General features: G+C 40.8%; 10 protein-coding genes and 1 tRNA gene. 5 read left to right on the plus strand and 6 right to left on the minus strand.

Going from position 1 to position 13,062, the window contains the following annotated elements; genetic code table 11:
- Window positions 1-2,843, minus strand: a 2,843-nt coding sequence (locus B4G94_RS26065) for a M16 family metallopeptidase (RefSeq protein WP_286863042.1), incomplete at its 3' end; no start/stop codon positions are given.
- A 226-nt stretch (window positions 2,844-3,069) separates the two neighbouring features.
- Here B4G94_RS26065 and xerD point away from each other — a divergent pair.
- Together xerD and B4G94_RS26075 are read left to right on the plus strand one after the other, a co-directional pair.
- Window positions 3,070-3,972, plus strand: a complete 903-nt coding sequence (gene xerD, locus B4G94_RS26070; RefSeq protein ID WP_108633218.1) for a site-specific tyrosine recombinase XerD — start codon at window positions 3,070-3,072, stop codon at window positions 3,970-3,972.
- A gap of 327 nt (window positions 3,973-4,299) precedes the next feature.
- Window positions 4,300-4,371: transfer RNA gene (locus B4G94_RS26075), tRNA-Arg, on the plus strand.
- A gap of 127 nt (window positions 4,372-4,498) precedes the next feature.
- Here the strand turns inward: B4G94_RS26075 and B4G94_RS26080 are convergent.
- The 3 genes from B4G94_RS26080 to mqo all read right to left on the minus strand — a co-directional run bounded on the left by B4G94_RS26080 (window position 4,499) and on the right by mqo (window position 7,770).
- Window positions 4,499-5,593, minus strand: a complete 1,095-nt coding sequence (locus B4G94_RS26080) for an acyl-CoA dehydrogenase (protein WP_286863043.1) — start codon at window positions 5,591-5,593, stop codon at window positions 4,499-4,501.
- Window positions 5,568-6,188 carry a nicotinamide riboside transporter PnuC gene (gene pnuC / locus B4G94_RS26085; protein WP_286863044.1) on the minus strand — a complete coding sequence of 207 codons (621 nt, stop codon included), beginning with the start codon at window positions 6,186-6,188 and terminating at the stop codon, window positions 5,568-5,570. The genes B4G94_RS26080 and pnuC overlap by 26 nt, the downstream gene beginning before the upstream one ends.
- 214 nt (window positions 6,189-6,402) lie before the next feature.
- Window positions 6,403-7,770, minus strand: a complete 1,368-nt coding sequence (gene mqo, locus B4G94_RS26090; protein WP_422663715.1) for a malate dehydrogenase (quinone) — start codon at window positions 7,768-7,770, stop codon at window positions 6,403-6,405.
- A 448-nt stretch (window positions 7,771-8,218) separates the two neighbouring features.
- Between mqo and fabG the strand changes: the two genes are divergently transcribed.
- Both fabG and B4G94_RS26100 read left to right on the plus strand, forming a co-directional pair.
- A complete protein-coding gene (fabG, locus tag B4G94_RS26095) occupies window positions 8,219-8,962 on the plus strand; it encodes a 3-oxoacyl-[acyl-carrier-protein] reductase (RefSeq protein WP_286863045.1) in 744 nt (247 codons plus the stop codon).
- Window positions 8,963-9,094: 132 nt separating this feature from the next.
- Window positions 9,095-10,075, plus strand: a complete 981-nt coding sequence (locus B4G94_RS26100; RefSeq protein ID WP_286863046.1) for an acyl transferase — start codon at window positions 9,095-9,097, stop codon at window positions 10,073-10,075.
- 94 nt (window positions 10,076-10,169) lie between these two features.
- Here the strand turns inward: B4G94_RS26100 and ypfJ are convergent, their stop codons facing one another.
- A complete protein-coding gene (gene ypfJ / locus B4G94_RS26105; protein ID WP_108633190.1) occupies window positions 10,170-11,039 on the minus strand; it encodes a KPN_02809 family neutral zinc metallopeptidase in 870 nt (289 codons plus the stop codon).
- Window positions 11,040-11,209: 170 nt separating this feature from the next.
- Here ypfJ and B4G94_RS26110 point away from each other — a divergent pair, with 170 nt between their 5' ends.
- Window positions 11,210-11,791, plus strand: a complete 582-nt coding sequence (locus tag B4G94_RS26110) for a PhnA domain-containing protein (protein WP_108633711.1) — start codon at window positions 11,210-11,212, stop codon at window positions 11,789-11,791.
- A 93-nt stretch (window positions 11,792-11,884) separates the two neighbouring features.
- On the opposite strand, the gene B4G94_RS26115 is transcribed toward B4G94_RS26110, so the two are convergent.
- Entirely contained in the window at window positions 11,885-12,811 is a 927-nt protein-coding gene (locus B4G94_RS26115) for a polysaccharide deacetylase family protein (RefSeq protein ID WP_286863047.1), read from the minus strand.
- Between the last annotated feature and the right edge of the window lie 251 nt (window positions 12,812-13,062).

Consider the following 13,062-nt stretch of genomic DNA (forward strand, 5'->3'; position numbering starts at 1 on the left):
GGCATCAAAATAAATTCAAAAAGTCGATCTTTTTTCAAATATTTCCCCGCGACATCCTGTACAGATTTCGGCGTGACTTTATTCAGGTTTTCCGTGCGACGTGTATATCTACTGATATCCAGATCATTTTGGTAAGAACTGGAGATATAATTCAGCCAATAGCCGTTCTCCCGCAGGTTTAATTCGTTCTGTCTTCTTTGTTCAGCCACAAATTTCTCAATATCCACCTTCTCCGGCCCTTCGTCCTGAATCTTTTTCACCTCGTCCAAAGCAGAGCTGATCAATGGGTCCGCCTTATCCACTGCTGAACCAAAACCAATTGAAAAGGCGTAACGTGCTTTAGGAAGTTTATTGAAACCGGCACGGGCACCGACGCCATACACACCGCCTTCTTTCTCCCGCAATCGTTCAAGTAATTTGATCGTCAATACACTTTCTAAAGCTTCCATATTGACATTTTCATTTTCATTATAGCTATAGTCGCCATAATAAGCCAATTGTGTACTTGCCTTCTGCTCCTTGCCTTTGTGCACGACAACACGCTCCCCTTTAGCTGGCTCCAGAATATTTAAATCTTTATAGTTCTCTCCCCGTTTGACCGCAGGCAGAGCGGCAAGATAAGTCTCAATATATGGCTTAATCTGGTTTTCATCAAATGATCCCACAATAGTAAAGACGAAATCCGAAGCATCTGCAAATCGCTCTTTATAAATTGCCAATGCACGATTAGGATCAATCTTTGTAAGCGTTTCGACTGTCGGGTTTTGTCTCCGTACATTATTACCATAGAGCACCTCTTTTACTTTATCTGAAAAGACATTATTGGGGTCGCTCAGCCTGTTCTCCAATGCGCCTTTTGCTCTGGTCATGGTGCTCTGAAAGACATCACTATCCAGCCGTGGTTCCGTAAAATAACCATAGATCAACTCAAAGGCATTTTTCAGGCCTTCCTTATCTGTGCGACCAGAGATACCCTCATAGCGCTCGGAAATATACGGAGAAATCGATACCTCCTTCCCGGCAAGGTATTTCGTTAATTCGACATTACTCATTTGTCCGACACCGCTCGCATCGACTAATGAAGAGGCATTTGAAGCGGAGAAGTAATCAGCATCAGCATACAACGACGTTCCTCCAGGACTATAGGCCATAATCTGGATTTCGTCATTTTTAAAATCTGTAGGTTTTAAAATCACCTTCACGCCATTGCTCAAAACCAATTCTTTAGCTTGGACCGCTGTGACATCCTTTGAGGACACGATTGAACCCTTAGTAGGTTCTTTGGAAAGCAAGGGAAGATTGGAGACCTTATCCTCATAAGCAGAAACCGGAGCATCTTCGACCGCCTTCACCCATCCCAAAACAGCTTGTTCTGTAGGCAGGTTCGCATTTTCCTTTTCTGGCCCCATAATTAATATATCACGATTTAAATCGGTATAATATTTTTTGACCAGGGCATTTACCTCTTCCAGTTTTAAAGTGGGCAATAATTGTTTTGTTAAGTTATAGGAAGCCTCGTTACTCAAGGCAGGCTCGTTGTCGATAAAGTAGTTCAGGTAACGGTTGACATAGCTATCGGATTTTTTCTTATCCCGCTCGATATAGGCCATTTCATTGCCCTTCTTCATATCAGCAAGTGCCCGATCAAGCTCAGTCTGTGTAAAGCCGTATTTTTGGATACGCTCAAATTCGGTCAACATCGCTTTAAACCCTGATTCCAGTTCTCCCGGTTTAGGTACCACCACTAGGGAGAACGTATTTAGGTTAGCCACTAAATCGCCGATACTACCTCCTGCTTGCATAAAAGGTGGATTAGGTTGCTGCATCAGCTCAGAAAAACGGCCAGCAATCATCTGATTGAAAATGCTTTTGAGCAATTCATTGCGGTAATCTCCAACGGTAACCACCTTTTCCTTTTCGTTCTTGATCAGGATCTGAGCCACGGTATAAGGAAGTTCTGGGTCCGAGATCGTCAAAAATTGATTTTTATTCAATAGATCGACCCGAAACTCTTTACGTGGAAGAACCTTCTTCGGCATCGTCATATCCGAAAATAACACCTTCACTTTTTCTTCGATTGCTTTAGGATCAATATCACCGACGATAATGAGCGCCTGCAGATCTGGGCGATACCAGTCCTGGTGAAACTTACGTATTTCGGTATATGGAAAGGTCTTTAAAATTTCTTCCGTACCAATCGGCAAACGTTTTGAGTAAAGAGATCCGTTGAGTACCATCGGAAAATACTGGTCTTGTAGACGTTGTTGCACGCCTCTTCCCCCGCGTTTCTCTTCCAAAATTACCCCACGTTCTTTATCAATTTCCTCACCATCCAATAGAGCATCCTGCGCCCAGTCGCGCATGACCTGCATTCCATTTTTTAACAATTCCGGATCATCCGACGGTATAGGTAATTGATAGACCGTCTGATCAAAACTGGTATAAGCATTCAGATCTGAGCCAAACCGGACACCTGCTTTTTGGAGGTAATTGACAAGTTCATTTTTTGGAAAATGCTTCAGACCATTAAAGTTCATGTGTTCCAAAAAATGCGCCAAACCGAGCTGCTTTTCATTTTCCAGGATCGAACCGGCTTTCATGCCCAAATACATGGTAACACGGCCCTTGGGCTCTGTATTTTTACGGATAAAATATGTAAATCCATTTTTTAGTTTACCGGTAACAACTTCATTGTCGAAAGGTAATTTTTGATTTAAGGCCAAACTATCCTGTGACAGAATAGCTCTGGCTTCCGCCCTCAAGGTGGTTGGCATTTTTGCTTCTACTCCATAGAAAGTCGCGGGTAGTAAAAAGGCTAATGCGAGTGGTTTAATGAATTTCATACAAAAAAATCTCTTTTTTAGTTATTTTTTGCTAATTGTTTGTATTAAGGTAAACGGGATTGGAGACCAATTCTCCCGATAGATAGTAAAATACGGATAAAATACTTTTAATATCCCTTATGGGATGGAGCTTCTCATTGCTATTGCTCATGTTTTGTAAAAAATACGCTTAAAAATACAGAATATCTTTCGAAAAGAACAATAGTTAATTGTAATTTTGTTGCAAATGGATTTTAGCAACTGGCAGGTCATTAAAAAAGAATTCGAACAATTTCTAAAGTTCGAGCGGGGTTTAAGCATCAACTCGATTGACGCTTACCTGAACGATGTTTCTAAATTCCAGATCTATTGTGAGGACAATAACCTCGGTTTAAATCAGGTTGCCCGCAAAGATATTCAGCATTTCCTACAGTGGTTGCAGGAATTTAACATCTCGCCGTTCACGCAATCACGCCTGATATCCGGACTAAAAACATTTTTTAGTTTTTTGATTATCGAACATGAACTGGACAACAACCCGACAGAACTGCTGCAGGCACCACGGCTGAGCAGAAAACTGCCGAGTGTATTGAGCATTCATGAGATTGACCAATTAATTGCAGCCATAGATCTATCTAGCCCTGAGGGTGAGCGCAACAAAACAATTATTGAAGTATTATATGGCTGTGGACTGCGGGTATCCGAACTCGTCAACCTCAAGATTTCCAATTTGTTTCTCGATGTAGAATTTATCAAAGTGGAAGGCAAGGGCAGTAAAGAACGGCTGATTCCCATCGGTCAGCAGGCGATCAAACATTTAAGGCTCTATTTGGATTCCGTTAGACCACATATTAAAATCAAAGATGGGAATGAGGACATTGTATTTCTGAACAGAAGAGGTTCGGCTTTATCCAGGGTGATGATCTTTCTGATCATTAAGGAGCTTGCTCAAAAAATTGGATTGCAAAAGACGATTAGCCCCCATACATTTAGACATAGCTTTGCCTCTCACCTCGTTGAAGGCGGTGCTGATCTAAGGGCTGTACAAGATATGCTGGGGCATGAAAGTATTACAACAACTGAAATATATACACATATTGATCGGGATTACCTCCATTCCATCATCACACAATACCATCCCAGATCTTAATTTGTTATCGGTTGGGCAAATCAATAGGTAAGTTTAAAATGTTTGTTGAGCCACATGCAATGATTTTTTTTTGCTGACCTAAACCCATTGGAATTTGCAGTCTGTGTAAAGCATCCGAGTAAACAGTGCAGCACAGCTTAAACACAACCTTGAATACATGTTACTAATAGACAAAAAGTTAGACCAGAAAACCGGAATGGCATAAATTATAAAAGCTGGGCGACTAAAACAAGGATGGCCATGCTCCTGAAATCCCCCGTTCAAAAGTTTAAATTTTATCGCAAAGATTATTTGTAAGATCTGGAAAATAGTATATCTTTGCGACACGTTCCCGTAGTTCAATGGATAGAATTTCAGATTCCGGTTCTGACGATGTGGGTTCGACCCCCGCCGGGAACACATCCTATTTAACACTAAAAAAGACGATCTATTGATCGTCTTTTTTAGTGTTAACATAAATGAAAAATGTACGCAACAATCTTCATTTTTTATCAGATCGTAGTTGCTACCTCCCCCCCTATCAAGCCTACAAAAACCCTTTTTGCAGCAATTTATGCTGAGATGCCGTAAATATATTCCGAAACAAAATATTGATTTCATTGTCAGTGGCTGCGCCCGAAATCCCCGTATGGGGATAGAGTTTAATGACATTGGACAGAATAGTTTCCACAAAGTCTCTACTTTCTATCGCTATACGCTCATATAACGCGGTATTATCAGCTTCGTCCTTGAGATTATCCCAAGATCGAACAGCAAGCTCCATGATACTATTTTCCCTAGCTGTATAGTCCTGCTGCATTTCATCCAATTTCCGAAAAGCAGCTTTACTTTCCATTTGCTCCCATTTCCCCTGATTGGACCTCAATACAAATAACTTCTCGATCAAATCTAAAAACCGATGATACATCCCCATAAAGTTTACCAGTAAGGTCAACTCGGCAAACGGCACAAAAGGGTATTGATAGAGCAGCTCAGTCCGTGTACTTTTTGACGCATCGATAAAAAATGACTGATTCTCATCCACCCGTATACTGTCCAGCGAAAAGGAATGCGATGCTGTCGCCTCCAGGCCAAATGTATCCCAATCATAATGAATCAATACAAATTCACGCGCCACAAAGAAAGATTTTACAAGTGGATTTCCACCCGCATCCAATAGCGGCCTGCCATCCTCCTGAATATAGGCGTTCAACGTAAAGTGTGTCAAGTGGGGAGCTCCGGTAGCATATTTCCAAAGCCCTTTCAGACGATAAGATTCACCCTCACGTTCAGCGACACCAGCAACCTGCCCACTGCCGCCAAAACATACCGTTTTTGAGTTGAAAATATCCTGCCCGACCGCTGGATCAATAAAGCCAACAAAAAGATTCGCGCCGGCACATAAAGTTACTGTCCACGCCAATCCGCCATCCTGGTAGGCCAGCTCCTTCAACAAAGAAAGCCCGCTGACCAAATCCAGCCCCAAGCCATCCAAAGATTGTGGTACCCAGATTTTAAACCACTTGTTCCGGTATATTAGCTCAAGCTGTTCATCAGACAAACTCTTTTGCTGAATTCCTTTACGTTGCTGATCTTTTAGAACAGCGATAGCTGCATCAGTCAGTTGCATATTTCTTTTCATCACTTAATATTCTCCGCCAATTAAAATAGCCACTAAAAGCCATCACAAATAAAAATAAGGTTAAAGCAGCATACAGAAATAAACCCTTGTGCATAAGCAAAGGAATTGCCATCAGGTTACTGATGTTCAATAAAATCCAATTTTCAAGTTTACGTTTCGCCAGCAGCCACATCCCCGCCCAGGCTGTGCAGGAAACAAAGGAGTCCCATAGCGGAACATCCGAATCAGTTAAATGCACCAGACCAAAATAGAACGATAGAAAACCTGCCACACAGATAAAACCAACAATCTGCCAATCTCGGGTTGTACTACGACTGATCGGCACAATAATATCACTGCTATATTTCCAGTAGATCCAGCCATAAACGCTCATGACAAGATAATACAGGTGCAACAGTATTTCGGCATATAATTTTGCATGGAATAAGACATATACCGAGATGATGATACCAATAATCCCAAAGAGGTAATTAACCGATTTATTCTGTCGTGAAAACCAAACCTGCAAGATACCAAAACAGACCCCCAGCCATTCGGCTATGGAGGCTTGTTGTATTTGTTTAATAAAAGCTTCGAAAATTGTCTCAGAAGTCATTCAATTGTTTATTATTCTGTGTAATTACATAATAAACTTATGAGCGGAAAAAACGAATGTTTTTATTGAAATTAAAATCCCTACGCCAGCATTATCCGGATCAGGTATATAAAAGCGATTGTACAAGGCCGTACAATCGCTTTTATTGGGTATAATCTCAGCCCGGATAACATTGTCATTTCCGAGCACCCCATAAGTATATTGTTTATTGAAATTAATCTATAGCAATTAATTTCAATGCTTTATGCGTACGGATACGAGTTTCACGACAAAGCTCAGCATCATCATTTAATGACTTACCGTGTGAAGGAATCATCTCGCGCAGTTTTTTGCGGTATTCATCTGATTTAGCACGCTCAGGGAAACATTTCTTCAAGAGACTGATCATGATCGCCACCGAAGTAGATGCACCCGGCGACGCGCCCAATAAGGCAGCGATAGAACCATCTGCACTCGATACCACTTCAGTACCAAACTCTAAAATCCCTCCTTTTTTCTCATCCTTTTTAATCACCTGTACACGCTGGCCAGCTTTTTCAATAACCCAATCTTCTAATTTAGCGGTTGGCATAAATTGTTTCAGCGACTCCAATTTATCTTTAGGAGATTTCATAACCTCTGTAATGAGATACTTGGTCAATGGCAAATTATCAAGTCCTGCGGATAACATCGGACGGATATTGGATAATTTGATTGATGCCGGCAAATCAAAATAAGAACCCTGTTTCAAAAATTTGGTTGAGAAACCAGCGTAAGGACCGAAAAGTAAGGCTTGTTTACCATCGATATAACGGGTATCCAAGTGTGGTACAGACATCGGTGGCGCGCCAACAGATGCTTTACCATAGACTTTAGCGTGATGCGTATTGATAATTTCCTCGTTTACGCATCTCAACCATTGGCCCCCTACAGGGAATCCACCATAACCTTTTGCTTCTGGAATACCGGATTTTTCAAGCAATAACAATGAGTGACCTCCAGCGCCTATAAAAACAAACTTCGCTTTTAGCTCTCTCTTCACCCCTGTTTTTAGATCTTTCACTTCGATTTCCCAACGGCCATCATCCTCACGATCGATGTCCACAACTTCATGGTTTAAGGAAATTGAGATATTCTCTTTGTTTGCCAGGTTGTTAATCAAATCACGTGTTAATGAACCGAAATTCACGTCGGTACCTAAATCCATCTTGGTAGCAGCAATTTTCTCGCTTGCATCCCGTCCTTCCATCATCAAAGGAATCCATGATTTCAAGAGTTCTGCATCTTCGGTATATTCCATGCCCTTGAACAAAGTTTGGGTATTCATCGTCTCCCATCTTGTCTTCAGGAATTTCACATCTTTTTCACCAAAAACCGCACTCATGTGTGGAATGCTGCGGATAAAATTCTCCGGTTGGGCAATAATGCCTTTATCAACCAGGTACGACCAAAACTGCTTCGATACTTCAAATTGCTCCGCAATTTTAACAGCTTTATCAACTTTTACCGAACCATCTTTTTGTTCCGGTGTATAATTCAATTCGCACAAGGCCGAGTGGCCTGTGCCAGCATTATTCCAAGCGTCAGAGCTCTCAGCCGCCACAACATCCAAACGCTCAAGAATTTCAATATTAACGTCTGGGCTTAATTCATTGATTAGNNGTACCCAAAGTAGCACTCATAATACCGGCGCCGATTAGAACAACGTCAACTTCTTTATTTGATTTTTTGCTCATGTTTTTGTGATTGATGCAAATTTAATATAGTTTTTGGTAAACGCCCAAGTCTTTTGTCAAAAAACTGTACTTTTTAGGAACACTTATTCAAAAATACCATTGATTTATTAAAATAATCCTAAGTGTTGGCAAAATTCCACTTTTCTGGTTTCCGCACACCATACACATGATATCGCCTATTCTGCCGGCCATGAATAGCCGCAAATCACACCAATACTTGGCGCGTTTTAAATCCTTATTTATCGAAAGATTTTGTGTTATAATATAGTTTTAACATTTTTGCAAAAACATCAACGAATAACATTACACTCTTATATGAAACTACTTGAAGGAAAAATTGCTTTGGTAACTGGAGCATCAAAAGGAATTGGAAGAAAAATTGCCGAAGTGTTTGCACAACACGGTGCCAATGTCGCTTTCACTTACCTTTCGTCTGTAGAAAAGGGACAAGCGCTGGAAAAAGAGCTTCAAGCCTACGGAACAAAAGTAATCGGCTACCGTTCTGATGCTTCAAAATTTGAAGAAGCAGAACAACTGGTCAATGCGATCGTTGCAGATTTCGGAAGCCTGGATATCGTAGTCAATAATGCCGGCATCACAAAGGATGGTCTGCTGATGCGTATGACAGAAGAAAACTGGGACGATGTATTGAACGTTAACTTGAAATCCGTATTTAATGTAACAAAAGCGGCCTCAAAAATAATGATGAAAAACCGTAAAGGCTCTTTCATCAATATGTCTTCCGTTGTTGGCGTTCAAGGAAATGCCGGTCAAGCAAATTATGCGGCTTCCAAAGCAGGTATTATAGGATTCACCAAATCCATTGCGAAAGAATTAGGTTCTCGCAATATTCGCGCGAACGTGGTTGCTCCAGGATTTATCCGTACGGAAATGACAGATATATTAGACCCTAAAGTGATCGCAACATGGGAAGCCGGAATTCCATTGAAACGCGCCGGATCGCCAGAAGATGTTGCCAATGCATGCCTATACCTTGCATCTGATTTATCCGCATATGTCACTGGACAGGTTCTTCCTGTTGACGGTGGTATGCTGTAACATATAGCTTTCAACATAAAAGCGCCTGCTGCTGAAATTCAGCAGCNNTTATGTTATTCCTACTGCCGGCTCCGGCTTCGCTACTCAATATTTCTAAATTTTAGCTAATTTTGTCCAACAAATTTAAATGCTATGACGAATTGGACGGATTTTCTTGAAATTCAAACGGAAGACGATTTTAATCAACATTGTTTAGAAACTTATCACTTCCAGCTGCAGCATTGTCAAGTTTACCGCGACTATGTTTCGCTAATAGGCAAAGAAAAAAATCAAGTCCAGCATTATAAGGACATCCCCTTCCTCCCAATCGAATTTTTTAAAACACAAAAAGTACTGGCTGCCGGAATGATTCCTCAAATTGTATTTTCAAGTTCAGGAACAACGGGCATGGTCACTTCTAAGCATCTTGTTGCTGATGTATCCATCTATGAGCGTACTTTTCGCCGTATATTTGAAGATTTTTACGGACCAACTACAGACATCGCTATTTTAGCCCTGCTGCCGTCCTATCTGGAAAGAAGTGGTTCCTCCTTGATCTATATGATCGATGACTTGATGAAACAAAGTAAACAAGTGCAGAGCAATTATTTCCTCTACAATCATCAGGAACTATATGATACACTTGTCCAATTAAAAGATAACGGAACCAAAACCATCCTTTTCGGCGTTACCTATGCCCTGCTTGATTTTATTGAGCAATATGCCTTTGACTTTCCGGAGCTCATTATCATGGAAACTGGCGGAATGAAAGGTAAACGTAAAGAGATGGTCAAACAGGAGATCCATCAGCTCCTCGAAGATGCCTTCAAGGTCAGTGGCATCCACTCAGAATATGGCATGACCGAATTGCTGTCACAGGGCTACTCTTCGGGTCAGGGAATTTTCCACTTACCTAAATGGATGAAAGTACTAATACGTGATACAAATGATCCACTGAGTTTAATCTCCTCCGATAGCACAGGCGGCATTAATGTCATCGACCTGGCCAATCGGTATTCCTGCTCATTTATTGCAACGCAGGATTTAGGAAAAGTGTATCAAGATGGCTCATTTGAGATATTGGGCCGCTTTGACCAAAGCGATATTCGGGGCTGCAATTTATTAGTTCAATAAAAACACCCTACAAGTTTTGTCCAACTTGTAGGGTGCAGTTCAATATAATGCTTCTCTTATTTATAGATACGACTATCCGGCAACCTGTTCTTTATTATCTCAGGCTTGGATCTTCAAATGTATTTCCAGCACGCATATCGCCAGAGTCATATCCTTTCTTAAACCAGGCCATACGTTGTGCTGAGGTTCCATGGGTAAATGACTCTGGCACGGCATACCCCTGTGCGGCTGTCTGCAACTTATCATCACCTACTGCCTCTGCCGCTTTCATCCCATCCATAATATCGTTATAATCTATTTTTATATCCGTATATTCATTGAGATAATGTGCCCACACGCCGGCATAGAAATCGGCTTGAAGTTCTGTCATAACCGATATCTTGTTATTTTCACTCTCACTGAGTTTACCCCGGGCTTGATTCGTTTTAGGTAACAATCCCACCAGTTGCTGAATATGATGCCCTACTTCATGCGCAATCACATAAGCCATGGCAAATTCGCCCTTCGCCCCGAACTTATCAGAAAGTTCACGGTTAAAAGTCAGGTCCAGATAGATTTTCTGATCTCCGGGGCAATAAAACGGCCCATATGAAGCCTGTCCCATTCCACAACCATCTGTTTGTGTACCACCATCGTAAAAAACCAAGGTAGTGGGCGTATAATTTTGCTGCATTTGTTCCTTAAATAATTTGGCCCAGACATCCTCTGTACTCTGAAGTACGGTCAGGGAAAACTCTGTCAGTCTCTTTTCTTCAGGATTTAGTTCGCGCGGCTGTCCGGACTGCTCCGTCTGTGTACCCATATTTTGCGCCTGCTGCAACAACTGCATGGGATCTCCCCCCATCAGAAAACCAATGACCAATACGATGATCCCCCCAATACCTCCCAATGCAATCTTTCCACCCCCCGACATCCCCCTACGATCCTCAAAATTGCCACTTTGTTTACCTCCTTGCCATTTCATATGCTATATTCTTATTTCAGTTAATAATCTTTTCCAATCTCGTTAGTGTACAAATTCAATACCAATATAGCGGTATGTCCTTATTTTTTTTGCAAAAAACCAGCTTTATTTTAACAGTTAGAACTTACTACAATTTATATTCTTATTTTTGGGCTTTTATAGAAACAGATATGAAATTAGAAGAACAATTACTCGCGCGGGCTGGAGGGAAATGTGAGCTAACAGGCGCTGAAACGGATGTAGTAACCTATATCTTACCACCGGAAACCAGTTCTACTTTGGATAACACCCTACTGATTTCAGCAACCTTGGCCAATCAGCTCAACAAAACGGAGCAATTAAATCCAGAAGACTGGAAATTCTTGCCTAACGCCATGTGGTCAGAAATACCTGCCATACAAATTGTCTGCTGGCGTATGTTAAGCCGTCTGAAAAATGAAGGCTGGGCTTCCGAAGCACTCGATATCCTTTATCTTGATGATGAAACGTTAACGGAAGCAAAGAAAACCGGTGATCATGAAAACGATGGTTATGTTTCCTTTCATGAAGATAGTATTGGTCAAAGACTATTGGAAGGCGATACCGTTGTATTGACAAAAACACTGGATGTAAAAGGTTCTTCACTCAAGGCAACCTTAGGTACCGTGGTTAAAAATATCCGTCTAGTAGCTGATAATATTGAGCAGATCGAAGGAAAAATAGAAGGCCAGACCATCGTCATATTGACAAAATACCTGCGCAAACAAAATTAAGAAAAAACAGCCTTCCATTTATAAATTTAGCCCCAAACTAGTTTCGAAAGACAATTAGTTTGGGGCTAAATAATATTAAATAGCACAAATGCCCTATTTTGGATAATTACGCATAAACTCAAAACGATAGTTTGGATGCTGTTTTAAGCTGTCAATCAAATCTGACAATAATTTTTGTCCCTTTTTTGTTTGGTACATATTATCGTGCGTCAAAAGTACCACATTATTTTTTGTATAAGACGTACCTTTCCGAAGTAAGTTTTTCATCTGCGTATACAGCTGATTGACCGTTAAATCTGGTTTACCGGTCACCCCATTAATTTTCCATTCACAGTCCCAGCCCATAACTTTATAACCATTTTGATGTAAAAGCTCGGCAGTAGAAGCACCGCTTTTTAGATCAACCTTTTTACGGTCACCCACATACCAGATATTTCGCCCCGGAAGTCTAACGATTTTATGTTGCAAACCCAGAGACTGTTCTGCCAATTCGAAATCTTCAAATGCCGTCTGTGGATTTGAGTAAAATGTAGTATACTTATCATGTGCATGCCAGTAACTATGATTATAGCAATCGACCAACGGATTATTTTTATAACGCTCCGTAAAACCATGCAGTTTTTTACTCATCTTGTCATGAGCTCCAATCAAAAACGCATTGATTTTAATGCCCTTAGCTGTAGCGATAGAATCCAAATATTGGCTACCATTAAGGGGACCGTCATCAAAAGTAAGGTAAACGTAACGCGGTGAAATCGAGTCCGTGAGTAGAACCGTAGTATCCTTAACGCCAGTATAAGAGGTATTTTCCTCCATTTTGGTAATAGAATCTTTACGTAATGAATCCACTTTCGTAATGGAATCCTGCACGACAACCAGACTATCTTTCTTTTGTTGTACAGAATCAACAGAAACACTTTTCTCTTCTTTTTTACCGCTATTTTGATTACAAGACACTAGTCCCAAAGCGGTCATTCCCAAGCTCATCCATACGAGGCTTGATTTAAATATTTTTCCCATCACAAAAATTAACTTACAGGTCACATGCTACCTCAAACATGCAAAATCCGCCCTTTTAAAAGTTGCTTAGCATGTTCGTGTCGCAAAATTAAGATTATTTTCATGAATCAACGTGTTATATCTTTCAATTTATTCTCCACATTATATTTTATTGAACATAATATTATAAAATTTTAGCATAGGCGAAGGCATGCGGAGCTGAGCGAATGCCATGTTTTATCAAAATAATAACAAAAAAAGAACCTACCACA

The sequence above is a fragment of the Sphingobacterium sp. UBA7625 genome (genome assembly GCF_002484085.1).
In the GTDB taxonomy this organism is placed as follows: domain Bacteria; phylum Bacteroidota; class Bacteroidia; order Sphingobacteriales; family Sphingobacteriaceae; genus Sphingobacterium; species Sphingobacterium athyrii.

Bases quoted from the DNA above. Each gene is read 5' to 3' on its own strand.
- xerD (WP_108633218.1), top strand. From the start codon at position 3,070: ATGGATTTTAGCAACTGGCAGGTCATTAAAAAAGAATTCGAACAATTT.
- B4G94_RS26080 (WP_286863043.1), bottom strand. From the start codon at position 5,593: ATGAAAAGAAATATGCAACTGACTGATGCAGCTATCGCTGTTCTAAAA.
- pnuC (WP_286863044.1), bottom strand. From the start codon at position 6,188: ATGACTTCTGAGACAATTTTCGAAGCTTTTATTAAACAAATACAACAA.
- fabG (WP_286863045.1), top strand. From the start codon at position 8,219: ATGAAACTACTTGAAGGAAAAATTGCTTTGGTAACTGGAGCATCAAAA.
- B4G94_RS26100 (WP_286863046.1), top strand. From the start codon at position 9,095: ATGACGAATTGGACGGATTTTCTTGAAATTCAAACGGAAGACGATTTT.
- ypfJ (WP_108633190.1), bottom strand. From the start codon at position 11,039: ATGAAATGGCAAGGAGGTAAACAAAGTGGCAATTTTGAGGATCGTAGG.
- B4G94_RS26110 (WP_108633711.1), top strand. From the start codon at position 11,210: ATGAAATTAGAAGAACAATTACTCGCGCGGGCTGGAGGGAAATGTGAG.
- B4G94_RS26115 (WP_286863047.1), bottom strand. From the start codon at position 12,811: ATGGGAAAAATATTTAAATCAAGCCTCGTATGGATGAGCTTGGGAATG.